Source organism: Candidatus Parakkermansia intestinigallinarum (assembly GCF_944389695.1).
Classification (GTDB): domain Bacteria; phylum Verrucomicrobiota; class Verrucomicrobiia; order Verrucomicrobiales; family Akkermansiaceae; genus Akkermansia; species Akkermansia intestinigallinarum.
This window is the reverse complement of record NZ_CALXNG010000002.1, coordinates 1-22,299: the sequence shown is the minus strand read 5'-3', so window position 1 is coordinate 22,299 and position 22,299 is coordinate 1. Positions and strand designations below refer to the sequence as shown.

Below are 22,299 nucleotides of genomic sequence, written 5' to 3'. Positions count from 1 at the left end.
TCCCGTCTGATTTATTCAGCACGCGAACATTATCAAATCAGATTCTTTGATATTGACAAAGATACAGCTGTGTGATAGTCTGCCCGCATGGACGATGAGTCGATCCCCAAAGAACGCCGTTTGGAAACGACTGACAAGATGGAAGCGGTGCAGGCCTACGTGCGACGCGCCGGTTACAATGCTCTGACTGAATCAGGTAAGCGTCTGCTGGGAGCCATGACCGTGCAGCAGGCGGCGACGCTCTCCGCCGTGAGGCGGTTGACGCGGCACCAGTCCGGTGGTGTTCTGCACGGCGCTCTGGCGCAGGAGATGAGGCTGACGCCCTCGGCCATCACGCGCCTCGTCGATCCTCTCGTTACGCAGGGGCTGCTGCGCCGCCGCCAATCGCAGCATGATCGGCGCGGCGTGCTGCTGAGTCTCACGCCCGGGGGTATCAAAATCTCTGAGCAGGTCGAGCAGCGCATGCTTGACGCCGCCAACAAACTCAGCGCCGACCTCACGGAGGAGGAGCGCTGTATGTTTACGCGCATCATCGATAAGCTGTACGCCGCCATCGACGAGGAGTAACTTCTCCGCGCGTCCGGCAAGGGCGCTCGGGCATCCGTCGCGGGCTCCCGAGCATCTGTCGCGGGCTCCCGGGCATCCGTCGCGGGCTCCCGAGTATCCGTCGCGGACTCTCGAGCATCCGAGCTTCGCCGCCGCTCCGGCTTTCTCTCCCCCTTTCAATCCCGAAGCGAAGGGCCCCGCATGAATCCGTGCGGGGTCTTTGTGCGTTGCGGTCTCTTGGGCAAATGAGGACGCTTAGACGGATGCGGCCTCTTGGGCGGATGCGAACGCTTGAGCGGATGCGCCGCAAAAAAGCCGCAGCCCGCCATGAGGGGGCTGCGGCTGCGTGCAGAAACCGTGATACGCTCTGAGCGGTCAGGCCTTGATCTCGCTGCCGAGCTCGATAATCGAGTATTCCCCGGGGCAGAGTCTGTAGACAATCTGCAGCACGTTGCGGCGTGCGTTGCGATACAGCACAAAGGGCTTGCCCGAAATCTCGAGCTCCATGATGGCGTCCTCCTTGTACATGGTCTTGAGCTCGTAGCCCTCGCGCGAGATACGCACGGGCTTGGGATCCTCGGGGGCATCGACGTCGACGTCGTAATCGAGGATATCCTCGTCGTAGACTTTCTCTTCGAGCGTGCGGATGCTCTTCGAGCGGTGCGGACGGAAGTGCTTCATGAGGCGGGTCTTGTGCTTGCGCATGCGGCGCATGATTTTCGTAACCGTCTCATCAATGGCTGCGTACAGATCGGATCCGACTGTCGAGGCCTGAATCGTGATGTGATCCGCACAATACAACACAATTTCAGCCACATGCCGATCCTTTTGCACGTCGACCACCACACGAGCCTCGGTAATCCTCGGATAGTCGATGTGGATGGACTGGATCTTCTTGATGGCGAAATCGCGGATCGCATCGGTTACGTCAATATGACGCCCCGTAACAGTAATGTTAGTATCAACATTGGATGTCTGCATGGTATGTACCTTCTTTCTATGATGGTGTTTCTAGCGCAGCCGGACGAAATCATCCTTTTGCAATCATCACTATAGCTTGCTTTGAATGCTAAAGCAAGAAAAAATCGTTTCATTCGTCGCGGCAAGGTGAATCGAAAGCGGTACGCACGGCTGCAATATGTTTACCGTCATACAACAACAATCATATATAAAGGGGCGCGGCGCTGACGCATTTTTCCCATTGACGCGGTAGCCGAAAGCGCCCCGGCGCGGTGCCCCGCCGCTCGGCTAGCCGAACGGCTCCGTGGCCGCACGGCGATTCCCGCGAAGCGCAAGGCCGAGCCGCCTCGGCGCAAAGCGACAGGCCGCCGCGCGGGCACAAAAGAACCCGCGTGCCGCCCGCCTGCGGCATGGCAGGGACGGACAACACGCGGGTTGCTCTCAGGCCGAGCGGAGGTCTTAATCGACGTTGTCGAAGATCTCCTCGGGCTTGAAGAAGCGCTTGATTTCGATTTCGGCGGACTCGGGGGAGTCGGAGGCGTGGCAGATGTTGAGCATGCTGTTGGTGCCGAAGTCACCGCGAATCGTGCCCTTCTCCGCCTTCATGGAGTTGGTCGGCCCGAGGATGCTGCGCACGCGGGTGATCACGCCGGGGCCGGAAAGCACGAGGGCGACCACGGGGCTGGTCTGCATGAAGAACGAGAGCTTCGGGAAGAGCGGCTCACCGTCAATGACGAGGTCAATGATGTGGCCGTAGTGCTCGCGGAGGATGGCGTCATCGAGCTGAATCATCTTCATGGCGCGCAGGCGGAAGCCTTCGGCCAGAAGGCGCTGCAGAATGATGCCGGAGAGATTTTTGCGGACGCAATCCGGCTTGAAGAGAATGAGGGTCTTTTCGTCTCTGTTCATATGTGGAGTAGATTGCTGTGCTGCCCCATTCATACGCCACATTGCCGCGCCTGTCAAGACAAAACAGCCCGCGCTCGCGGCAAAGAGCTCGCTCGCCGACGCGGCGTCCGCTTCGGCGGCGGCGTGCCCGAAGCGCTTGGGCGGCGGCGCAGCATCAGGCGGCGGCATCCGGACGCGACGTCGGCTGCGGAAGGCGGAGAGGCTGCGGCTCTGCCGATCGGGGAGGCTCAGCCACCGCAGGCGAGCTAGGGCAAGCCACGGGCGGGTCACGGGCAGGCTACGGGCGAGCCTTAGGCGGGTCGCGCGGGCGTCGCCCGGCACATCAAAAAGCCGCTGCCCGAGGCTCGGGCAGCGGCGCTCTCCGAAAAACTGCGGCTCAGGATCAGCGGCGGCGCGTGGAGGCGACGCGGCGCTTGCTGCTCGATGAGCTCTTGGAGCGCTTGGCGGTGCGGCGCTTCGAGTAGCTCTTGCGCGAGTATTTGCGAGCGGGCTTGAAGCCGGTACCCTCCGGCAAGGCGGAGACGATGCGCTCCGGGATGCGGATGCTGCTGACGTTGCCGTCCTGCTCCGCCTTGAGGTAGGTCGCCAGCGAGCAGCTCTCGATCGCGACGGGCGTGCCGCGCTCGACGCGGTTGAAGAGGTCAATGACGTCGCTGCTGCGCATGCGGATGCAGCCGTAGGAGGCCGGACGGCCGATCTTGCGCTCTTCGGGCGTGCCGTGAATGTAGATGCGGCGGCCGTGGGTGTTGCCGTTGAAGTTCTCCAGCCCGGCGAGCTGGATGACGCGGGTGACGACGGGGTCGCGCCCGGCTTCGTTGACGTCGACGACCTCGCCCGTGGGTTTGCAGCGCTTAAAGACCATGCCGACGGGCTGCCCGGCGCCGACTTTGTTGGTCACGGCATGCACGCCCAAGGGGGTGCGGTTGCTGCCGTTGCGCGAACCGATACCGAACTTGGAGGTGCTGACGGAGTAGGTGCGCACAACTTTGCCGTTTTTGAAGACGGAGAGGCGCTGGTCTCCGAGGGTGACGGCCACGCCGTCGCGGACGACGGCTCGGGGTTTGACGTCGCGCACGCGGTAGGCGTTGCCGTCGGGAGAAGAGCACGCGCTAAGTCCGCACGCGAGGCAGGCGAGAGCGATCAGGCTGCCCAATCGGTTTCTGAGGCGGTTCATGGTGCTGAGGTCAGGGCCGGATCCCGCGTCGGCGCGGGCGTTTCCGTTGCCGGATGTCGAAGAAGTGCGAGGCGAGCTTCACTTAGCTGTTTTGCACGCGCTGGGCGCGGCGCTGGCGCATGCCGTCGAAGAGGCGGGCAAACGAGCAGACGCTCGTGTAGAAGAAGCCCAGGAAGGGCATCATGAGAACAGCGTTGATGAAGTTGCCGTAGGCCAGATTGACGATCTCGGTGCAGGCAAAGAAGAGGCCGAAGAAGAGTTCGAGCACCGGCACCAGTACGGATTTGAGAGCCTTGTAGCCCTGCGAGCGCTTCTCGACGGAGAGTTTGCCCTCCTGCGATTCGCCGAACTTCGGGGTGCGCACGAACTCGCTCTGGCGGCCGAAGACGGCCTCGAGAACGGCCTTGGCGTTGTTGACGCCCATGCCGACGCCGAGCGCCAGCAGCGGCACGATGAGCGGGAACACCATCCACCAGCGCTTCGGGCGCACGACGGCTTCCGCCGTGACGTAGAACATGCACACGGTGACGGTGGCCGAGAAGAAGAGGATGGCGGTGAGCATCATCATGCGCGGCGTGTTCCATGCCCAATCGCCCTGCGGTGCTACGACGCCGATGCAGATGGGCACCACGAGGATGCAGAGCAGAATGAGGGCGAGGTAGGAGTAGTTGCAGGTGAGGTGCGTGGTGGCCTCAAGCTTGGCCTTGAGCGGAGCCTTGGAACGCCAGATGTCAAAGAGCATCTTCTGGCAGACCTGGATGCTGCCCTTGGTCCAGCGGTGCTGCTGGGCCTTGAAGCCGTCCATGTCCTCAGGCAGCTCGGCGGGCGTTACGTAGTCGTTGAGGTAGACGAAACGCCAGCCCTTCATCTGGGCGCGGTAGGACAAGTCCATGTCCTCGGTGATGGTGTCGTGCTCCCAGCCGCCGGCATCGGCGATGGCCTTCTTGCGCCAGACGCCGGCCGTGCCGTTGAAGGTGAAGAAGCGACCGGAGCGGTTGCGGACGGTCTGTTCGAGGGCGAAGTGGCCGTCGAGGAAGATGGACTGCAGGCGCGTGAGCAGGTTCTTGTCGCGGTTGATGTGCCCCCAGCGCGTCTGGACGAGCGCGATGTTCGGGTCGGTGAAATAGGGCATCACCACCTTGAGGATGTCGGGCTCGGGGCGGAAGTCGGCGTCCAAAATGAGCAGGAACTCGCCCTTGGCCACGGCGTCGGCCGCTTCGAGGGCACCGGCTTTGTAGCCCGTGCGGTCGGTGCGGTGCAGGCAGACGATGTCGAAGCCCTGCTCGCGGTAGTGCTCGGTGAGTTGCAGGCAGAGCTCGTAGGTGTCATCGGTCGAGTCGTCCAGAATCTGGATCTCAAGCTTGTCCTTCGGATAGTCGATGGCCGTGACTTTTTCCAACAGGCCGGGAAGGACGAATTTTTCGTTGAAGAGAGGCAGCTGAATGGTCACCACGGGCAGCTCATCCCACTGCCCCTTGGGCTGCGGCACGTCCTTGCGGTGCACAAGGTACAAGATCACCATCATGAGGCGATGCAGACCGTAGCCGGAAAGCCCGATGAGTACCAAAAAGTAAATCACGAGCCAGACGAAGTTAAACCAGTATGCCATATTGCGACGGGTTGTATCTTTTTATTGCCGCCCGAGATAGGGGTCTCGCGCGGGGAGGAGAAATCGCGTCAGCTCATACTATGAGCTTGACTTGCCCGGATGGTAATGTATCCTTTTGACAGAGTCAAGGCCAAAAAATCGCTCACGAATCTTTTTTATATGAAGAAACGTCTTTCGCTCATCAGGGTTGGTGCGCTTGCCGTGTTAACGGCGGCGCCGGTCGGGTTTGCTCAACAGGATGTGGATCCGGACGAGGTGCTCACCGATACGCTCGAGGATGTGTCGCCTGATCTGACGGAGCAGGATGAGGAGCGTCTCCCGGGCGAGGTTCCGGCGATGTTCCGCGACGATGCCATGCTCGATGAGTCTCACAGCAATCAGGAGCTGGGTATCAATGTCTATACGGCGCCTTCCATCAGCAAGATTTTTGCCCAGCTCGATCATCTGCCCTCGATTCCCGAGGATTACGTGCTGCGCAAGCGACCGGAGAAGCTGTCAACGGATGCGGGTTCCCTCGCGCTCGAGATGGGCTTTTTGCTGGCGGACGGCTTCATCGCGGTGCGCAGCGGGCATATGAATGATATTAAGCCCATCGCGCTCGATCTTTCGCGCTACGGCAAGGCTATGGGTGTCGGCGAGAAGATGAATGTGCACTCGGCCAGTCTGTTGGAGAATGCGGAGAAGGGCAATCTCGAGAAGTTCAAGGAGATTCTCTCGGCGACGCAGAATGACGTCAATGCCGAGCTGATGGATCTGCGCGATCCCGACTTGGCTCATCTCATTGCGCTGGGCGGCTGGGTTCGCGCTCTGGAGGCGTCGACGGCGGCTATTGATGCCCGCTTCGACGCGGAGCAGGCGGCGGTGATTTTTTACCCCGATGCGCCGGAGTATTTCAGCGAGATTCTCGAGGGGCTCAGCCCCGTGACGGCTCAGAAGCTGAAGGTGGCGCAGATGCGCGAGCAGCTTGCGCTGCTTGCGGAGCAGATGAGGCTCAAGCCCGGCGAGAGTCCCACGCCGGAACGCATCAAGGCCATCAATGAGACGGCCGCGCGGTTGGCGACTCTGTCGGTGGGACCCGGTTATGAGCACTGAGGCCCCCACGACGCTCCCTGAGCGCGACTATCTGCAAATGCGCCTGGCGATCGCGGCGCTGCAGCTCAATCGCGGAGCCGCGCCGAGTTATCGCGTGATTTTCCGCATTGCGCTGCTCAATGACAGCCGGGTCAGCGTGCGCCTGCACGGGCGCAAATGGACGCTGCGCGACCGCTCCGGGGCGACGCGCATCATCGAGGCGGAGCGCGTCTTTAACCAATACCCCGTGCTGATGCCGGGCTGCGCGTTCAGCTTCAGCGGTTTTCACGATTTTTCACAACCGCCGTCCTCCGTCACGCTGCGGCTTTTCGGCAGTGATCAGGCGCACAGCCCTTTCATCACGCCTCCGCTGGTGTTTGATCGCCGCTGCTTTCAGATGCGCCGATCCTGATCTGATTGCGCCGATCCTGCCTGCGGCGCTTTGGGCTTGCCCGCGCCGCAAGCCTGTAGTAAGCTCTTGCCAACCGCCATTTTACCGCCATGCTCATCGCTCCTTCCGTTCTTGCCTGTGACTTCCGCCGCATCGGGGATGAAGCCGTCCGCGCCCTTGAGGCCGGTGCCGATTGGCTGCACCTCGACGTGATGGACGGTTCGTTTGTGGACAATATCTCCTTCGGTCCCGATATCTGCGCGGCCATCCGAGCCGCCGTGCCCGCGTCCGCCTTTCTGGATGCCCACCTCATGATTGACGCGCCCGATCACTACCTGCCGCGCTTCGTCAAGGCCGGGATGGATATGATCACGATTCACGTCGAGCGCGAGGGAGCGGTCGATGTGCACGCGACGCTCGCCGCCATCCGCGCCGCGGGGGTGAAGGCCGGGCTGGCCGTCAATCCGGCGACGCCGGTGGAGCGCGTTTTGCCCTATCTCGATGAGCTCGATATGGTGCTGGTGATGAGTGTGGTGCCGGGCTTCGGCGGGCAGAGTTTCATGGGCGAGGTGCTCGAGAAGGTGCGTGTGCTCGATGGGCGCCGCCGAGCCGAGGGGCACCGCTTCATCATTCAGATGGACGGCGGCATCGGCCCCGCACAGGCGCCGCTCTGCCGCGAGGCGGGGGCGGATTGCCTCGTCGCCGGGTCTTCGACCTTCCGCGCGCCCGATATGGCGGCGGCCATCCGCTCCATGCGCTGAGGCAGCGCGGAGCCACCCGACTTTTTGAAATCCGGCTCTTTCGTCATCGTCATACACGCCCTCTTTCCGCCTCTTCGCGCCATGGACAAAGGAATGCAAAGTCTGCTCAATGTCGTGCTCAGCGTGCTGGTGCCCGTTCTCATTCTCGAGCACTGCTCGGCCCACGGCTCCGGCCTGCTCGATCTCGGCCCCTACCTTGCCATGGGGATTGCGCTGGCCTTCCCCATCGGGCTCGGGCTCTGGGGTTTGATTCGCCACCGCAAGGTTGATCCCGTGACTTTTTTCGGTCTGCTGGGCACGATTCTGACGGGGGTGGTGACTTTTTACGCGACGCAGGGCGAGGCGGCGGCGCTGCGCCCGGATACGCCGTGGTGGTATGCGGCTAAGGAGGCGCTGATTCCGCTGCTGCTCGGCGGTATTATGGTGGTGACGACGAAGAGCGAGACGTCGATGCTGCGCGTGTTTGTCTATTCGGATGCGCTCTTCGATATCCCGCGCATTGAGCGCTGCATCAGCGAGCAGGGCAAGCAGCGCGAGTACGAGCGCGTGCAGTGGCGCGCCTCTCTGCTGACGGCGGCGTCGCTCTTCGTGTCGGCCATCGCCAATTTTCTGCTGGCGCTCGGGTTTCTGCTGCCGGTGCTGCGTGAATCGCCCGAGCAGCAGCCCGTCGCCTACAATCAGGCCGTGGGCAACATGACGTGGTGCGGCTACCTCATCATCGGAGTGCCGCTGATGATAACGCTCATCTTGGTGATGCGCTACCTCATGAAGAAGCTCGGCGCACTCACCGGGCTTTCGGACGTGACGATGCCGCGCTGAAGCGTTGAGACCCGTGAAGCGCTGAGGCCGGAGCCGACCGCCGCCGGGCGGTGATCAGCTTCGCAGAGCAAGCCCCGCCGCGCGAGTTCCCGCCGCGCGAGCCTCTCCGGCGTCACTCAGCCGCCCCGCGCGCATGTCGTCAGCGCTGCGGCGGGTAGAGGCTGCGGCGGCCGACGGAGTGGTATTCGAAGCCGGCGTGCAAGACGTTGTCGGCGTGCAGGATGTTGCGGCCGTCGAAGATGATGGGCAGGCGCACCAGTTCGCGCACCTTGCGGAAGTCGGCCAGGGCAAACTCCTTCCACTCCGTCGCGACGACGAGCACCTCGGCCCCGCGGGCACATTCGTAGAGGTCGTCGCAGATCGTCACGGGGTAACCGGCCAGAGCAGCGGCTCCCGTCTTACGCGCCTTGGGGTCGTAGGCCGAGACGAGGGCTCCTTCGTCGCAGAGAGCCTTGATCATCTTGACGGCGACGGATTCGCGCACGTCGTCGGTGTTCTGCTTGAAGGCAATGCCCCAGACGGCCACGTGTTTGTTGCGCAGCACCCAGAGTTTTTCGCGGATGCGGTCGATGAAGCGCGTCATCTGGCGCGCGTTGATGGCCTCGACCTCGCGCAACAGGTTCATGGGTGCGCCCAACTGTTCGGAGACGTGGATGAAGCCCTTGACGTCTTTCGGGAAGCAGGAGCCGCCGTAGCCGAGCCCGGCATTGAGGAAATGCGGCGAGATGCGGCGATCCATCCCGATGCCTCGCGCCACCTGCGTCACATCCGCGCCGGAGCGCTCGCAGACGGCCGCCACGGCGTTGATGTACGAGATTTTGAGAGCCAAGAAGGAGTTGGCGGCATGCTTGATCAGCTCGGCCGAGGGAAGATCCACTTCGACGATGGGCGCGTTGAAGGGCTGGTAGACGCGCTTCATGAGGTCCATAGCGCGCTGTGAATTCGCGCCGATGACGATGCGGTCGGGGTGCATCAGATCGCCCACGGCGCTGCCCTCGCGCAAGAATTCCGGGTTGGAAACCACGTCCACATCGACGTCGCCGGGCGCATAGCGCGCGATCACCTGCGCCACCTTGCTGCCCGTGCTGACCGGAACGGTCGATTTGTCGACCACAATGCGGTAGCCGTACTCGGGACGCAGCGCGAGGGCGATTTCCTGCGAGACGGATTCGATGTAGGAGAGGTCGACCGAGCCGTCGCTCTGAGGGGGAGTCGGCACGGCGATGAAGATGATGTCGGACTGCGCCAAGGAAGCGGGCAAATCGGTACTGAAGCTCAGGCGCCCGGCAGCGACGTTGGACGCAATGAGAGCCTCGAGCTCGGGCTCGTAGATCGGTATGCTTCCCTGCCGCAGCGATGCGATTTTCTCCGCATTGTTGTCGACGCAAATCACACTGTGCCCGACCTCGGCGAAGCATGTCCCCGTCGTGAGGCCGACGTAGCCGGTTCCGATGATTGCCAGTCTCATATGCGTGACAGCATGATAGCAAAGAGCCCCCTCGCTCGTCAAGTTGATTCGTCGGCTTTTAAAAGGGCGCGATTCATGCGATGGCGTCCAACCTATATTCAACGATTTATCGGGCTCTTGACTCTCTGCTGCATATGAAGACATTTCACTATATCATTCCTGTTGTCGGCACGTTGATTGCCGTGCAATGTTCATGTTCTCAGAATGCCGAGGAGCAGGCTGTGGCCGAGTACGTCACGGCTTACGACACGGCCCGGGCGCTCAAGCAGCTGCAGGTGCACAAGCACCGTGCTCAGCTCACGAAACAGGCTTGGGTGCGCGACGACGCCGTCATGAATATCATCTACGGGCCGAACGGAAGCGTGATCTACAGCGGCGGCCCGGCCGCCAACACGGAAACGGTCTGGATCAACAGCCCGAGCGGCCCGACGCAGGTTTCGACGATGGCGAGTCCGCAGGGCTGTTACGTGACCTTCACGCCGGCGGCCGTCTACGTCACCGACGGGAGCACGGGACAAAAGAGCTACGTGCCGCGCCGGGCATCCGCCGCCGGTGCCAAGCCCGCGAGCGCCTCCGCCTCCGCCGGGAGCGCCGCGCCTTCCGCCGCCTCCCCGCGCTGACGGGCTCGCGGAGGCGGCGAAGCAGGGGCGATTTTGAGGGCGGGGGCCAAATTTGGCTTGCCTTCACGCGGAATTCAGGTATGCTAGTCGCAGCGGGTTCTCTACACACCCGCCTGACACCACCATGGCAAGCGACAATCTTCAGCACGTTGAGCAGAACTATATGTGCGACCCGGAGTCCGACGGCGGTTTCGTCTACACGACGGTCGAGGCCGCAATCAACTGGATGCACAAATATTCTCTGTGGCCGATGCCGATGGGCACCAGCTGCTGCGCCATTGAGTACATGGCCGCCTCGTGCTCTCGCTATGATATTTCGCGCTTCGGCGCCGAGGTGAACCGCTATGCGCCGCGCCAGGCCGACTTCATGTTCATCTGCGGCACGATCACCTACAAGATGGCGCTGATGGTGCGCCGCATCTGGGATCAGATGCCCGAGCCGAAGTGGTGCATCGCTTGCGGCGCCTGCGCCTGCACCGGCGGCATGTTCCGCACTTACTCCGTCCTTCAGGGTGTGGACAAGATTGTGCCGGTCGACGTTTACATCTCGGGCTGCCCGCCCCGCCCCGAGGCGCTGCTTCAGGGCCTCATCACGCTGCAGGACAAGATCATGAAGACGGATCACCCGCTCAAGGACTTCTTCAAGGAGCACCCGCTGCGCGAGGCGAACAACGCCGCTACCCTCAAGAACACCATCCCGCTTGAATAACCTCTTTTCCCGCACCGACACCAGCCATGACTACGCTCTTTGAACTTCAGAAGGCCGCCGCAGAGAAGATCCGTGCCCGCTATCCTCAGGTGAGCAGCAAGGAGTTTCGCGGCGACTTCACCCTCACGGTGCAGCCCGATGACCTGCTCGACGTGATGCGCTACGCCAAGGAAGCCTGCGGTTTCGATATGCTCGTCTGCGTCTCTTCCGTCGACCACCTCGGCCAAGAGCCGCGCTTCGAGGCGAATTACACGCTCACGCAGGCGGAGACGGGTGCCAATATGCTCGTCCGCGTGCCCGTGCCCGAGTCCAACCCCTCCGTCCCCTCGGTCGTCGATATCTGGCGCTCCGCCAACTGGCTCGAGCGCGAGCAGTACGACCTCATGGGCATCGAGTTCGTCGGGCATCCCGACCTGCGCCGCATCATGATGTGGGAGGGTTACCCCTGGAATCCGCTGCGCAAGGACTTCCCGATCAACGGCAAGGTCACCGAGCAGGCCGGTCTCGCCTTCACGGAGGTGGCTCCCACCGCCGGCGGCCCCTTCATCACCAAGCCCGGCGTGATGACGGCTTCCGAGCGCGAGCCCCGCGCTCAGGGCTGACGCACGCGACTCACACTTTCGCCGCCCCGTTGCCATGCGGGGCGGCTCTTTTTTTGGCCATGTCTTCTCTCCCCCCCGATCTCGACCCCGTCGTCCGCGCCCAAGCGTGGGTGGGCGACGCGATTCTTGCCCTCTATGTGCGCGAGTGGATTCTCTCGTTCCGAGGCGGCATCGACGGCAAGCTCTTCATTGAGTTTACGAGCAATGATTTTTTGCGCCTGACGGGCAATGCGACCGCCGTCGAGGCGCAGATCGGCCGCGTCTTCAAGTCCGACGGGCTGGAGGCGGCCTACGCTTGGATTGAACACCACCTGCGCCCCCGCATGGAGGAGCGCCTGCACCGCCTGCGCCACAAGGGCCTCGCGTAAGGGAGAGGCGCAGCGCACGCCCGCCCCGGGTGTTCGTTCGTCCTCGCGCCTCGCGCTCTCGTGCGCTCTGCCCCCCTCGCCCGCGCAACGCCCGCTCACGCCCGCCCGCCTCGGGGCCAGGGCACCCACGGGCTCCGGGGCGCAAAGCCCTTCCCTCACCTTCGCCGCGGCACCCGGCAGCTCGGCCGTGCACGGCGGCTGCGTCTCCTCCGGCGTGAGCCCCTGCAGCAGGCAAGCAAGCCTGCCCCGCAGAGCGCGCTGCCGCCCCGCCGCCCTTGAGCATATCCTCACTTGAGCATATCGGGCGTCACCTTGTAGCTCGCCCCGCAGCGGGGGCAGGAGACCTCGAGGAAGCCCTGCTCGGAGATAATGTCCGCAAAGTCCTTGTGCATCGCGCGGATGGTCGGCAAAATTTTCTCGACCGTGCAGCCGCAGCGGAAGTAAAAGCGGCGCGTCTCCAGCAGCTTGGTCTGCTCGCTCTCGCGGAGCTTTGCCACGGCCTCGGGCGTCAGCCCGGCGAGCCATTCGGCATCGGCATCAGGCTCGGCGGTGATGAGCGCGAAGCGATCGCCGTCGAGCACAAAGGCACGCGCCTGCCGCTGCTCGCTCTGGCGGTAATAATCCTCCACCCACTCGGCCACGGAGCTGCCGTGCAGGACGATGACCGAGGTCTGCGGCTCGCGGTTGCGAACGATGTTCTGCGCGAAGAGCATGTTGCCGTCGTGCAGCTTCACGTCCTTCGTAAAGGCGCGTCCGATCACCTCCTCATCCGTCGACGAGCCCGAGACAAAGTAGTTGGCGGCCTGCGGCTCGCGCACGTTGAAGGTCCAGGCGTGATACTCCTGCCAAGGGCGAGAGACGAGGTGCAGCGTGAAAAAGGCCAGCATCTGCTTGAGCGTGCCGTCGACGGGCTCCTCGTTGCGCATGCCGTGCTGCATCAGGTGCAGGTAATAGTCCACAAAGAGCGGTGAAAAATCCGCCGTGAGCAGCAGACAGTTGCGCCCGCGCACGAAAATCGACTCCACCGTTGTAAACTCCTCCACCCCCTCGGGGGCGGAAGGCGTGCCGGTATCGGTATCCGTAGTCATGGTGAAAAGCGTTCGGGTTCGGTTCAGTCAATGATGCCGCAGCGGCGCAGCAGCGCCTCGGGATCGGGGTCGCGGTGCATGAAGTCGTGGAAGAGCTCGGCAGCGGGGCGGCTGTTGCCCTGAGAGAGGATGCAGCGGCGGAAGTCGCGCCCCGTCCGGCGGTTGAAAATACCCTCCGTCGCGAAGCGCCTGAAGGCATCGGCCTCCAGCATCTCAGCCCACTTGTAGGAGTAGTAACCGGCCTCATAGCCGCCTTCAAAGATATGCGAGAAGGCGCGCAGCATGCTTGTTCCCTGCTCGGTGAGCGCGACGCGGTAGTCGGCGAGAATCTCGCGATCGACCTCTTCCACATCGCGGTTGAGGTAGGCGGGCGTGTTGACGTGCAGCTCGAGGTCGAGCTTGCCGAAGCAGAGCTGGCGCATGAAGTCGCTCGCCGCGCCGCAGTTGCGGGCCGCCAGCATCTTTTCCTTGAGCGCCGCCGGCATGAGCGCTCCCGTCTGCCAGTGCCGGGCGTAGCGGTCGATGGCCTCGGGCTCCCAAGTCCAGTTCTCATTGATCTGGCTGGGCAGCTCGACGAAATCCCAAGCGACGTTGCAGCCCGCCAGCGAGCGCACCTCGACGTCGCTGAGCGTCTGGTGCAGCAGATGTCCGAACTCGTGAAAAATCGTCTCGACCTCGCGATGCGTCAACAGCGCGGGCCTGTCGCCCAGCGGACGGCTGAGGTTGCCGCACATCAGCGCGAGATGCGGGCGGCGCGGGTGCCCGTCGACGGGCGGCTGCCCGCAGCTCAGGCAATCCATCCAAGCGCCGGCTCGCTTGCTTTCGCGGGGGTGCCAATCGGTGTAGAAAGCGCCCAGCTTCTCGCCGCTCTCATCGTCGTAGACCTCGTAGAAGCGCACCTCGGGGTGCCAGACCTCGACGGCGCCCTCGGGCAGCGCCTCTCCCTCCTTCAGGCAGGCCGTCGGCCGCTCCTCGAAACGAATGCCGTAGAGCCCCGCGTAGATGGAGAACATGCCGTCGAGCACGCTCTGCATGTTGTAGTAGGGGCGCAGCTCCTCGCTGTCGAAATCGAAGAGAGCCTTGCGCCGCTTCTCACTCCAGTACGCGACGCTCCAAGGCTTCATCACGGGCATCTCCTCGCCGCTGCGCTCCTCGGCGAAGCGGCGAATCGCCTCCTGCTCGGCCAAGTAGGCCGCCTTCACCCGATCGTGCAGATCATTGATGAAGCCGAGGGCGCGTGCGCCGCTGCCCGCCATGCGGCGGCTCGTGGCGTAGTCGGCGTAGCAGGCGAAGCCGAGCATCCGAGCCTTCTCGGCACGCAGAGCGAGAATGCGATGCAGCAACGGGGCGTTGTCGTGAGCGCCCGTTCCCTTGGTGCAGAGACCGCGCCAGACGCGCTCGCGCAGTGCCTCATTGTCCGCAAAGCTCATCACGGGCATGACGGAAGTCATCTGCAGCGTGAAGCGCCACTGCGGCGCCTCGGGGCTGCCGTAGCCCTTCGCGAGCGCACTGCTGCGGGCATCTTCGCGAGCCGATTCGGGAAGCCCCGCGAGCTCCGCCTCATCGGCGGTGACGTACTCCCAAGCGTTGGTCGAATCGAGGACGTTCTCGCCGAACTGCTGGCAAAGCTGAGCCAACTCGGCCGAGAGCTCGGCGTAGCGCTGCTTTTGGTCGGGCGGCAAATCGGCCCCGCTCTCGCGGAAGTCGGCGAGCGTCTCTCGGATGAAGCGTTGCTTGACGGGCGAGAGCTCTTGCACCCACGCCTGCTGCGCGGCCTTCCGGAGCACGGCGTAGAGCTGAGGATTGAGCGTCACGCTGCTGGAATAAATCACCACCTCGGGCATGAGCTCATTGATCACCTCGCGCAGCTCGGGGGCATCCATCACCGAGTGCAGGTGATTGAGGCGCTGCCAGCCGCGCATGAGAGCCGCGCCGGATTCCTCGAGCGCGGCGAAGGTGTTTTCATAAGTCGGCTCCTCAACGGCGCAGATGCTCTCCAGCGCCTCCTTGGCCTGCTCGATGGCCAAACGTATGTCCGTGCGAGCGCGAGCGGGCGTCAGCTGCGACCAGGCAATTGCTTGCGTGTCTTCCAGAAAGGGGTGTTCGCTCATAGTCATTGCGCCCATTGTAGCAGCCGCCGCGCGGTGCGTCAAGCACGCTCCCCGACAGCAAAAACGCCTTTCCGCCCGACAGCTGCCCGACAGCTGCCCGATAGCCTCCCGACAGCCGTAAAACAGCCGCCCGACAGCCTCCCGACAGCCGTAAAACAGCCGCCCGACAGCTGCAAAAGCCCCGAGGCTCCGCAGTTTTTATCTTGACGCGGCCCACCTGCCTGCTACAATGAGGAACGGCTCGGAGAGCCATGCGAACCACCCCCATCCCATGAACAAAGCTTTCAGACTGATCCCCCTGAGCCTGCTGTTGAGCCTTCCCGCTGCGGCAGGACGCGTCGGGCTCGCCCTGTTGCCGGCCGAGCCCCTGCCCCCCACCCCTGCACCCCTGCCGTCCTCGCCGGAGAATTCCGCGCCGAGCGCCGACGCACCCGAGGCGGTCGCTCCCGTCGACGCCGCTCTCGACACGCCGACTCCCGAGGCCGCCGATAAGGAGGTGACGACGCGTCTGCAACTGCTCAACGAGGCCAATGAGCTTCAGAGTGAGACGGCCGAGCTCGTGCTGCACCTGCGCTGGGGTCGCATCGGTCTCAGCGAGGCGCTGCCGAAGCTCAAGGAGCTGCTCGAACGCTCCGATGAGACCTTCGGGCAGGCTGTTGCCGACGGCACGATCAAGGACTGCCTGCATGGGCACGCCCGCCTGCGTCGCGCCGCCAACGCGCTCATCGTGACGGCGCGGGTCATTCGCGACCAGTTCTCGTATTACATGAACGCCGCCGACACGCCCGCCGAGCTCAAGAGCCTCATTGAGAAGAGCCTCTACGCCCGCCGCGGCTTCGTTCTGCGCAGCGAGCTGAGCGATGACATGCTGCGGCGCATCGAGCCCATCGAATCGCGGCTCCGCGAGACGGCGGATATGCTGAATCAGGGAGCGGAGATTCTCGAAAAGGTCACGGACCGCGAAAGTGCGGATGCCGCTGCGCCGAAAATTCTCGATCTGCGCACACGCGGCCGCAAGCTGCACGAGGAGTCGATGACCTTCATCACGTCGCCGCAGGGTGAGAAGGACGAGGAGGAGCTGGCGCGAGCCGCCGCCTGCAGCGTCGGTCTGAGCGGCCCCTGGCTGCGCGTCCGCGAACAGGAAGAGCGCCTCAGCAAGGAGTCCTTCTACGGCTCTCAGGCGCTGCGCGAAGCCATCGGCGAGGCACCCTGAGGCTGCTGAGACACACCCCGAGGCCCGCTGAGACACACCTCGAGGCCCGCTGAGGCACCCCGCGGCCGTTGAGACACCCCGAGACCCTCGGAGAAACACCCTGAGGCGTGCCGGAATCGGCCGCTCACCCGATGTCGGCGGGCGGCATGCCCGCCGCTGAGGCTCGGCGGCGCCGGTGCGGGCTCCCTTCTTTTAGACCTGCCCGCAGGTGGGAGGACGCAGGCGGAAGGGTGCAGGCTGAAAGCCGCAAGCAGAAGGACGCAGGCGGAAGGGTGCGGGAGAGAAAAGCGATGCGGCTGCGGCTCAGCCCTCGTCGTCATCGCTCAGCGTCTCGATGCGAAAGACGTTGATCGTGTCGGGATCGGGGCAGCAGAAGCGCGCCGTGCCGGGCTCTTCCCCGGGGATGCTGCCGCCGTAGCGCAGGATATCCGCGTAGAGGAAGCCGACGTGCATCGCCATCGGGCAGAGCTTGCCGCGTTCGGTGTCAAAATCGAAACGATCGCCGATGCAGTGCCCGCGGTGGCAGCCGCGAGGGCCTTTGCGATCAATCAGGGTAATGCGAATACGGGGCTTTTTCATGTCAGGCAGGAGCTCAGAGAAACGCCGCGGCACGACCGGGAGCGGCAACGGGGAGCGGCAGGCTCAACCATAGCGCATCAGCCTCTGTGATGCAAGCCCAAACAGCCTGAAGACGCGACACAGTTGATGATTGACATCGCGAGAGACACACGGTAAACTTCGCGACATGAAGCTCGTGAGCTGGAATGTCAACGGACTGCGCGCCACCCTCGGCAAAGGCTTGGCGGAAAAGATGGACGCCCTTGCCCCCGACCTGCTCTGCCTGCAGGAAATCAAAGCCCGCCCCGAACAAGTCAAGGATGACTGGATCAACGCTTGGCCGCACGCCCTCTGGAATCCGGCGCAGCGCCCGGGCTACTCCGGCGTGCTCATCCTCTCCAAGCTGCCGCCGCTGAGCACGAGCCTCGGCATCGGCCAACCCGAACACGATGCCGAAGGACGCGTCGCCACCATGGAGTTCGACGACTTTTACTTCGTCGGCTGCTACACCCCCAACTCCCAAAACGAGCTCGCGCGCCTGCCCTACCGCCAAGAATGGGACGCCGCCTTCCGCGACTACGTCTGCCGCCTGGCCGAGACCAAGCCCGTCGTCCTCTGCGGCGATCTGAACGTCGCCCACGAAGAAATCGACTTGGCGCGCCCTGATGCCAACCACTTCAGCGCGGGATTCTCCGACGAAGAACGCGCCGGCTTCAGCCGCCTGCTCGCCGCCGGCTTCACCGACAGCTTCCGCCACCTCCACCCCGACGCCCGAGACGCCTACTCGTGGTGGAGCTTCCGCGGCGGTGCACGCGCGCGGAACGTCGGCTGGCGCATCGACTACTTCTGCGTGAGCAACGGCATGGTCGACCGCATCGCCGAGGCCGGCATTCACGCCGACGTCACGGGATCCGACCACTGCCCGATTTCGCTCGTTCTGCGCTGAGTTCTGCGCCGAGCCCCGCCTGCGCCGCGAAACGCGGCGCCCGCCCGACGCCCCTTCCGCCCACCGCCGCCCCATGGTCAAACACATCATCCACCCCCTGCTGCTGAGTCTGGCGCTCACCGTCTGTCTCTTTCTGGCGCTGTGCTGCGCGGTCTATGCCGAGAGCCGCTCGCTGAGCGTCGATACCTACACCGTCCCGATAGAGCAGTGGGCGGACGAGCTGCAACCCGTGCGCATCGCCGTCATCGCCGACCTGCACGTCAAGCGCTGGGACAAGCAGCAAATGGCGGACGTCGTCGAGGCCATTCGAGAGGCCAAGCCCGATCTCATCATGCTCGCCGGAGACTACGTGGAAGGCGTGCGCCGAAAGGACGCCATGCCCATCGACGACATCGCTGCCGCCTTGGCGCCTCTGGCCGACATCGCACCGACCTATTACGTGCTGGGCAACCACGACCTCAGCGCCCCGGCACACCACGTGAAACACGCCTTCAACAAGGTCGGCTTCACCTTCGTCGAGGGGCAGCGCCTGCGCCTCACGCTCTCGCACGGGCGCAGCATGGACCTGCAGGGCGTGGGCTACTACGAGAGCGAAAACAAGCCGCTCAACAAGCTCTTCAGCCAACCGCGCGACGCCGCCGTGCCCCTCGTCGTGCTCTGCCACACCCCCATCGGCTTCGACGTGCAGCCTCTGGATCTCGACCTCGTCATCGCGGGGCACACCCACGGCGGGCAGATCTGCAATGCGGACGGCGTTCCGCTGGTCTCGCTGCACGGCATGTCGACCGAGCGCCTGCGCGCCGGGCTCAAAAAGACCCCGAACGGCCGCCACCTCTTCATCACGCGCGGCATCGGCTGGAGCCGGGCGCCCCTGCGCCTGCACTGCCGCCCCGAAGTGGCCATCCTTGAACTGCGCTGACGCCGCGCCCGCAGCTCGCCCACGCAGCTCGCCCACGCAGCTCGCGTCCTCGGCTCTCACCCGCCCCGGCGGGAGATGATGAGCCAAGCCCCGCCCCGACGGGAAACGAGGAGCCGAGCCCCCGCCCCGCGCCTCGCCGACGCCCTCATTCTGCCTCGGCACCCGCCTGCGCATGCCCGCGCATGAGGGCAAAAAACGGGCGGCACCGCTTGCGCCGTGCCGCCCGCAAAACATAACAAACACAACTCATCAATAGTGCATCGGCATGAGCACGTAGAGGAACTCATCCGCCACGCGCATCACACAGGGACCTGAGGAATCAATCAGGTCGATGGACACATCGCCCTCGCCCACCGCCTTGAGCGGGTCGAGAATGTAGTCCACATTGAAAGCGATCGTCAGCTCGCGGCCGTCGTAGTTGATGGGCAGCTCCTCATTGGCCTCGCCGAGATCCGTCGAGCCCGTGAGCACCTCCATCGAACCCGGAGCAAAGCGGAAGCGCACGAGATTCGTCTTCTTGGCGGCCAGCAGCGACACGCGGCGCACCGTCTCGCTGAGATCCTGCGCCTTAATCTCAATACGCTCATTGTAGCGGCCGGGAATCACCTCGCGGTAATTCGGATACTTGCCGTCGATAATCTTGGTAATCAGCAGCGTATCCTCGAAATCAAAGGCGGCCTGATTCGTCGTGATGCGCACCATCACATCGCCGCTGTCGCTGAGCAAGCGGTGAATCTCACCCACCGCGCGGCTGGGAAGATCAATGCACACCTGCTGCGACTCCGGGAACTCCAGCTCGTTCTCAAACAGCGAAAGACGGCGGCCGTCGGACGCCACCATCGTCAGCTTGCCATCCTGAAAGCAGGTGTAAATACCGTTGAGCACGTAGCGCGAAATATCCTTCGAAATCGCAAACTCCGTGTAGCGGAACCCGCGATTGAGCATCGCCTGAGGCACGCGGAACTCGCGCGACTCCTTGAACACCGGCAGCTTCGGGAACTCCTCCGCCGGCAGACCGTTGAGCTTGAAGAGCGCGCGATTGCAACGAATCGTCGCCACCGTCCCCGAGCGCTCAATCGAAACCTCGCCGTCGCGCATCGCGCCGATAATCGCCTGCAGGCTCTTGGCCGGCAGCGTGATGGCGCCGGGCTCCATCACCATGCAGGGAAGCTTCGTGAGAATCGTCAACTCCATGTTGGTCGTCGTCAGGCGCAACTCGCCATCCGCGGCCTCGAGCAGAACATTGGAGAGAATGGGCAGGCTCGCACGCGTGGAAACCACGCCGGTCACCTTGTTGAGCCCATCGAGCAGAACTTGTTTGGCAAGAGCAATTTTCATACGTGAATCCTTCGGTTTGCGATTATTTTAGCGGGCAACCCGCCATCAGGCAAGCAAAAAAACATACGACCGCCATATTTTCCGGCATCAGAGCAAAAAGCATACAAGATGTAGTATGTCGGGCTCTTCCGGCGCCCCTACGCCTTCTTCGCGCCAAGGCAAAAAGCTCAAGATAAGTCAAGCATCTGCCGAATCGCCCCTTTGTCGGCAGCATCGCAACGAAAACCCGCGACTGCCGAACGGCAGCCGCGGGAGCTCGAAACAGTGCAAACAGCGCAGGCTCACTTGCCGGACGCCTTGTCCGCCGCAGCCGGAGCCGGAGCCCCTAGCGGATGCGGACGCGTCATCGCCTCGCGGTCGATGCGCGGCGTACCGTCCTCCTCGCGGAAATTGAGCTTCTCACTGTCGAAATAAGGATACTGCCCCTTGAGACGCAGCGCAAAATCCGCCTCATCGCGCTTCGCCTTGGGCAGCCACGCCACCTCCGCCACGGCGCAGATGCGGGGCACCAGCTGGTATTGGAACTTGAGCGGGCTGTGCAAGTACTCACTCCAGAGATTCCCCTGCACCCCCAGCACATGCCGCTGCTCCTCAGGCGTGAGATTCGGCAGCACGGGGTCGAAACTATAAACCCTCTGCCAGTCGAAATCCGTCGACGTCCCGATGCCGCGATAGCTCGGATCCGCCGGGAACTTCCCCTGCCCATAGTCGAGATAGAAATGCGAGTTCGGCGTCAGAATCACATCGTGCCCCTTCTTCACCGCAGGGTACGCGTACTGCAAATTGCGCCAGACCATCACCACGGCAGAGGCCGGAATCTGGCTATCCTCCATAATCTCATCCCAGCCGATGATGCGGCGATCGTGCTTGGCGAGATCCTCCACGCAGAAATGCGTAAAATACTGCTGAATCTCACCGCAGCTCTTCATCCCGTGCTCCTCCATAAAGCGGTGAGCACCCTTACTCTTCTGCCACTGGTCGCGCGGCACCTCGTCACCGCCGATGTGAATATACGGAGCTTTAGGGAAAAGCGCACAAACCTCATCAAACACATCGCGAATAAACGCAAAAGTCTTCTCCTTGGGCGCCATCACGTAGGGGTGCACGCCCCAAGTCGTCGCCACCCGAGGCTCAAAGCCCTCAATATCATCATTGCCCAGCTCGGGGTACGACGCAATCAGCGCGCAATTGTGCCCGGGCACCTCGATTTCCGGAATCACCGTAATACCGTGAAACTCGGCATAGGCCACCACATCGCGAATCTCTTCCTGCGTGTAATAACCGCCGTGCGGCTGATCCCCCGGCACGAGGAAATCCGTCACACTCGGAGAAACCGGGCGCTGAGAACCCAGCTGCGTAAGCTTCGGGTACTTCTTAATCTCGATGCGCCAGCCCTGATCATCCGTCAAATGCCAATGCAAATAATTCAGCTTGTAGCGAGCCATCAGGCGAATCACCTGCTTCATCTCATCGACCGTGCGGAAATAGCGCGACACATCAATCATCAGCCCGCGGTAGCGCAGCAGCGGCTCATCCTCCACCTTCATCGCCGGGAGAGCCTTCCGCCCGTCGCGATCCTGCACCACCGCCTGAGCCAGCGTCTGAGCCGCGAGGTGGAAACCGCGAAGATCATTCACGGCAATACTGATTCCCTCGGGCGTCACCTCTATCGCGTACCACTCCGGATTCACGCCGCGAGCCTGCAGCACCTTCAAATCGCCCGTGCGCTCCTCGGGCAGAACCTCGAAGCCGGCAGCCTGCAACGCGCGGATCGCCGCACGCCCGGCCTCACTGCGGCTCGTCCGATCATCCACCCGAATACCGCCGGACAGCGAAAAGCCCGGCTTCTGCAACTCGAGACTCAAATCAAGCGGCTTGGGAATAAACGAAGGCGACTGTTCCACCGGAGCGGAAGGCGCCGCGAGGGCGCAGGCCGCACCGAAGAAACCCAACACGGAGCTCAGAGGGAAGCGTCGCATGTCAAGATGATAGGATATAGCACCCCCATCCGTCAACCAAAAAACACCGCCCTCCCATTTTCTGGCACACCTGTCCCAAAGTTTCAAGGCGCAGTCGTTTTGACGGCTCCTTGAGTATACAAAAAATGGAGGCTTGATTT

The 22,299-nt window shown here is 63.2% G+C and carries 22 protein-coding genes; 12 read left to right on the top strand and 10 right to left on the bottom strand.

What is annotated here, in order from left to right:
• Positions 1-87: 87 nt before the first annotated feature.
• Positions 88-567, top strand: coding sequence for a MarR family winged helix-turn-helix transcriptional regulator (locus AC6UAL_RS00730; protein WP_500681437.1), 480 nt, complete (start codon positions 88-90; stop codon positions 565-567).
• Positions 568-921: 354 nt separating this feature from the next.
• On the opposite strand, the gene hpf is transcribed toward AC6UAL_RS00730, so the two are convergent.
• The 4 genes from hpf to AC6UAL_RS00710 form a co-directional block, all read right to left on the bottom strand.
• Entirely contained in the window at positions 922-1,527 is a 606-nt protein-coding gene (gene hpf, locus AC6UAL_RS00725; protein WP_500681436.1) for a ribosome hibernation-promoting factor, HPF/YfiA family, read from the bottom strand.
• Positions 1,528-1,965: 438 nt separating this feature from the next.
• The gene (locus AC6UAL_RS00720) at positions 1,966-2,415 is read right to left on the bottom strand and encodes a nucleoside-diphosphate kinase (RefSeq protein ID WP_500681435.1); all 450 of its coding nucleotides are present in this window, start codon (positions 2,413-2,415) and stop codon (positions 1,966-1,968) included.
• A gap of 382 nt (positions 2,416-2,797) precedes the next feature.
• Positions 2,798-3,589: a L,D-transpeptidase family protein gene (locus AC6UAL_RS00715; RefSeq protein ID WP_500681434.1), complete on the bottom strand. Its 792-nt coding sequence runs from the start codon at positions 3,587-3,589 to the stop codon at positions 2,798-2,800.
• A gap of 82 nt (positions 3,590-3,671) precedes the next feature.
• Positions 3,672-5,198 carry a glycosyltransferase family 2 protein gene (locus AC6UAL_RS00710; RefSeq protein ID WP_500681433.1) on the bottom strand — a complete coding sequence of 509 codons (1,527 nt, stop codon included), beginning with the start codon at positions 5,196-5,198 and terminating at the stop codon, positions 3,672-3,674.
• Positions 5,199-5,357: 159 nt separating this feature from the next.
• On the opposite strand from AC6UAL_RS00710, the gene AC6UAL_RS00705 reads away from it, so the two are divergent.
• The 4 genes from AC6UAL_RS00705 (at position 5,358) to AC6UAL_RS00690 (ending at position 8,240) form a co-directional block, all read left to right on the top strand.
• Positions 5,358-6,290: a hypothetical protein gene (locus AC6UAL_RS00705; RefSeq protein WP_500681432.1), complete on the top strand. Its 933-nt coding sequence runs from the start codon at positions 5,358-5,360 to the stop codon at positions 6,288-6,290.
• The gene (locus AC6UAL_RS00700; RefSeq protein ID WP_500681431.1) at positions 6,280-6,681 is read left to right on the top strand and encodes an ApaG domain-containing protein; all 402 of its coding nucleotides are present in this window, start codon (positions 6,280-6,282) and stop codon (positions 6,679-6,681) included. The genes AC6UAL_RS00705 and AC6UAL_RS00700 overlap by 11 nt, the downstream gene beginning before the upstream one ends.
• 89 nt (positions 6,682-6,770) lie before the next feature.
• Complete coding sequence (gene rpe, locus AC6UAL_RS00695) at positions 6,771-7,421, top strand: ribulose-phosphate 3-epimerase (RefSeq protein ID WP_500681430.1); 651 nt, start codon at positions 6,771-6,773, stop codon at positions 7,419-7,421.
• Positions 7,422-7,502: 81 nt separating this feature from the next.
• The gene (locus AC6UAL_RS00690; protein WP_500681429.1) at positions 7,503-8,240 is read left to right on the top strand and encodes a VC0807 family protein; all 738 of its coding nucleotides are present in this window, start codon (positions 7,503-7,505) and stop codon (positions 8,238-8,240) included.
• A 139-nt stretch (positions 8,241-8,379) separates the two neighbouring features.
• Here AC6UAL_RS00690 and AC6UAL_RS00685 read toward each other — a convergent pair whose 3' ends face one another.
• On the bottom strand, positions 8,380-9,708 hold the full coding sequence (locus AC6UAL_RS00685) for a UDP-glucose dehydrogenase family protein (protein ID WP_500681428.1): 1,329 nt from the start codon (positions 9,706-9,708) through the stop codon (positions 8,380-8,382).
• Positions 9,709-9,842: 134 nt separating this feature from the next.
• Here AC6UAL_RS00685 and AC6UAL_RS00680 point away from each other — a divergent pair, with 134 nt between their 5' ends.
• From AC6UAL_RS00680 to AC6UAL_RS00665, 4 genes are all read left to right on the top strand, one after another.
• Positions 9,843-10,328: a hypothetical protein gene (locus tag AC6UAL_RS00680; RefSeq protein ID WP_500681427.1), complete on the top strand. Its 486-nt coding sequence runs from the start codon at positions 9,843-9,845 to the stop codon at positions 10,326-10,328.
• Between the two features lie 124 nt (positions 10,329-10,452).
• Positions 10,453-11,037 (top strand): NADH-quinone oxidoreductase subunit NuoB, encoded by a 585-nt coding sequence (gene nuoB, locus AC6UAL_RS00675; protein WP_500681426.1) that lies wholly within the window; start codon positions 10,453-10,455, stop codon positions 11,035-11,037.
• A 26-nt stretch (positions 11,038-11,063) separates the two neighbouring features.
• Positions 11,064-11,639: an NADH-quinone oxidoreductase subunit C gene (locus tag AC6UAL_RS00670; RefSeq protein WP_500681425.1), complete on the top strand. Its 576-nt coding sequence runs from the start codon at positions 11,064-11,066 to the stop codon at positions 11,637-11,639.
• Between the two features lie 59 nt (positions 11,640-11,698).
• On the top strand, positions 11,699-12,007 hold the full coding sequence (locus tag AC6UAL_RS00665; RefSeq protein ID WP_500681424.1) for a hypothetical protein: 309 nt from the start codon (positions 11,699-11,701) through the stop codon (positions 12,005-12,007).
• 287 nt (positions 12,008-12,294) lie between these two features.
• Here the strand turns inward: AC6UAL_RS00665 and AC6UAL_RS00660 are convergent, their stop codons facing one another.
• Both AC6UAL_RS00660 and AC6UAL_RS00655 read right to left on the bottom strand, forming a co-directional pair.
• Complete coding sequence (locus AC6UAL_RS00660; protein WP_500681423.1) at positions 12,295-13,095, bottom strand: Hsp33 family molecular chaperone HslO; 801 nt, start codon at positions 13,093-13,095, stop codon at positions 12,295-12,297.
• A gap of 23 nt (positions 13,096-13,118) precedes the next feature.
• Positions 13,119-15,212 carry a M3 family metallopeptidase gene (locus AC6UAL_RS00655; RefSeq protein WP_500681422.1) on the bottom strand — a complete coding sequence of 698 codons (2,094 nt, stop codon included), beginning with the start codon at positions 15,210-15,212 and terminating at the stop codon, positions 13,119-13,121.
• Positions 15,213-15,477: 265 nt separating this feature from the next.
• On the opposite strand from AC6UAL_RS00655, the gene AC6UAL_RS00650 reads away from it, so the two are divergent.
• Positions 15,478-16,419, top strand: a complete 942-nt coding sequence (locus AC6UAL_RS00650) for a hypothetical protein (protein ID WP_500681421.1) — start codon at positions 15,478-15,480, stop codon at positions 16,417-16,419.
• Between the two features lie 303 nt (positions 16,420-16,722).
• On the opposite strand, the gene AC6UAL_RS00645 is transcribed toward AC6UAL_RS00650, so the two are convergent.
• Positions 16,723-16,998 (bottom strand): TIGR04076 family protein, encoded by a 276-nt coding sequence (locus tag AC6UAL_RS00645; protein WP_500681420.1) that lies wholly within the window; start codon positions 16,996-16,998, stop codon positions 16,723-16,725.
• A 166-nt stretch (positions 16,999-17,164) separates the two neighbouring features.
• Between AC6UAL_RS00645 and AC6UAL_RS00640 the strand changes: the two genes are divergently transcribed.
• Both AC6UAL_RS00640 and AC6UAL_RS00635 read left to right on the top strand, forming a co-directional pair.
• On the top strand, positions 17,165-17,923 hold the full coding sequence (locus tag AC6UAL_RS00640) for an exodeoxyribonuclease III (protein ID WP_500681419.1): 759 nt from the start codon (positions 17,165-17,167) through the stop codon (positions 17,921-17,923).
• A gap of 73 nt (positions 17,924-17,996) precedes the next feature.
• The gene (locus AC6UAL_RS00635) at positions 17,997-18,842 is read left to right on the top strand and encodes a metallophosphoesterase (RefSeq protein ID WP_500681418.1); all 846 of its coding nucleotides are present in this window, start codon (positions 17,997-17,999) and stop codon (positions 18,840-18,842) included.
• A gap of 249 nt (positions 18,843-19,091) precedes the next feature.
• Here the strand turns inward: AC6UAL_RS00635 and dnaN are convergent, their stop codons facing one another.
• Both dnaN and AC6UAL_RS00625 read right to left on the bottom strand, forming a co-directional pair.
• A complete protein-coding gene (gene dnaN / locus AC6UAL_RS00630) occupies positions 19,092-20,180 on the bottom strand; it encodes a DNA polymerase III subunit beta (protein WP_500681417.1) in 1,089 nt (362 codons plus the stop codon).
• Between the two features lie 281 nt (positions 20,181-20,461).
• Positions 20,462-22,159: a beta-N-acetylhexosaminidase gene (locus AC6UAL_RS00625; RefSeq protein ID WP_500681416.1), complete on the bottom strand. Its 1,698-nt coding sequence runs from the start codon at positions 22,157-22,159 to the stop codon at positions 20,462-20,464.
• Positions 22,160-22,299 lie beyond the last annotated feature (140 nt).

Bases quoted from the DNA above. Each gene is read 5' to 3' on its own strand.
- AC6UAL_RS00690 (WP_500681429.1), top strand. From the start codon at position 7,503: ATGGACAAAGGAATGCAAAGTCTGCTCAATGTCGTGCTCAGCGTGCTG.
- AC6UAL_RS00700 (WP_500681431.1), top strand. From the start codon at position 6,280: ATGAGCACTGAGGCCCCCACGACGCTCCCTGAGCGCGACTATCTGCAA.
- AC6UAL_RS00715 (WP_500681434.1), bottom strand. From the start codon at position 3,589: ATGAACCGCCTCAGAAACCGATTGGGCAGCCTGATCGCTCTCGCCTGC.
- hpf (WP_500681436.1), bottom strand. From the start codon at position 1,527: ATGCAGACATCCAATGTTGATACTAACATTACTGTTACGGGGCGTCAT.
- AC6UAL_RS00625 (WP_500681416.1), bottom strand. From the start codon at position 22,159: ATGCGACGCTTCCCTCTGAGCTCCGTGTTGGGTTTCTTCGGTGCGGCC.
- dnaN (WP_500681417.1), bottom strand. From the start codon at position 20,180: ATGAAAATTGCTCTTGCCAAACAAGTTCTGCTCGATGGGCTCAACAAG.
- rpe (WP_500681430.1), top strand. From the start codon at position 6,771: ATGCTCATCGCTCCTTCCGTTCTTGCCTGTGACTTCCGCCGCATCGGG.
- AC6UAL_RS00710 (WP_500681433.1), bottom strand. From the start codon at position 5,198: ATGGCATACTGGTTTAACTTCGTCTGGCTCGTGATTTACTTTTTGGTA.
- AC6UAL_RS00640 (WP_500681419.1), top strand. From the start codon at position 17,165: ATGAAGCTCGTGAGCTGGAATGTCAACGGACTGCGCGCCACCCTCGGC.
- AC6UAL_RS00635 (WP_500681418.1), top strand. From the start codon at position 17,997: ATGGTCAAACACATCATCCACCCCCTGCTGCTGAGTCTGGCGCTCACC.
- AC6UAL_RS00685 (WP_500681428.1), bottom strand. From the start codon at position 9,708: ATGAGACTGGCAATCATCGGAACCGGCTACGTCGGCCTCACGACGGGG.
- AC6UAL_RS00660 (WP_500681423.1), bottom strand. From the start codon at position 13,095: ATGACTACGGATACCGATACCGGCACGCCTTCCGCCCCCGAGGGGGTG.
- AC6UAL_RS00665 (WP_500681424.1), top strand. From the start codon at position 11,699: ATGTCTTCTCTCCCCCCCGATCTCGACCCCGTCGTCCGCGCCCAAGCG.
- AC6UAL_RS00720 (WP_500681435.1), bottom strand. From the start codon at position 2,415: ATGAACAGAGACGAAAAGACCCTCATTCTCTTCAAGCCGGATTGCGTC.
- AC6UAL_RS00670 (WP_500681425.1), top strand. From the start codon at position 11,064: ATGACTACGCTCTTTGAACTTCAGAAGGCCGCCGCAGAGAAGATCCGT.
- AC6UAL_RS00650 (WP_500681421.1), top strand. From the start codon at position 15,478: ATGAACAAAGCTTTCAGACTGATCCCCCTGAGCCTGCTGTTGAGCCTT.
- AC6UAL_RS00655 (WP_500681422.1), bottom strand. From the start codon at position 15,212: ATGACTATGAGCGAACACCCCTTTCTGGAAGACACGCAAGCAATTGCC.
- AC6UAL_RS00730 (WP_500681437.1), top strand. From the start codon at position 88: ATGGACGATGAGTCGATCCCCAAAGAACGCCGTTTGGAAACGACTGAC.
- AC6UAL_RS00645 (WP_500681420.1), bottom strand. From the start codon at position 16,998: ATGAAAAAGCCCCGTATTCGCATTACCCTGATTGATCGCAAAGGCCCT.
- nuoB (WP_500681426.1), top strand. From the start codon at position 10,453: ATGGCAAGCGACAATCTTCAGCACGTTGAGCAGAACTATATGTGCGAC.
- AC6UAL_RS00705 (WP_500681432.1), top strand. From the start codon at position 5,358: ATGAAGAAACGTCTTTCGCTCATCAGGGTTGGTGCGCTTGCCGTGTTA.
- AC6UAL_RS00680 (WP_500681427.1), top strand. From the start codon at position 9,843: ATGAAGACATTTCACTATATCATTCCTGTTGTCGGCACGTTGATTGCC.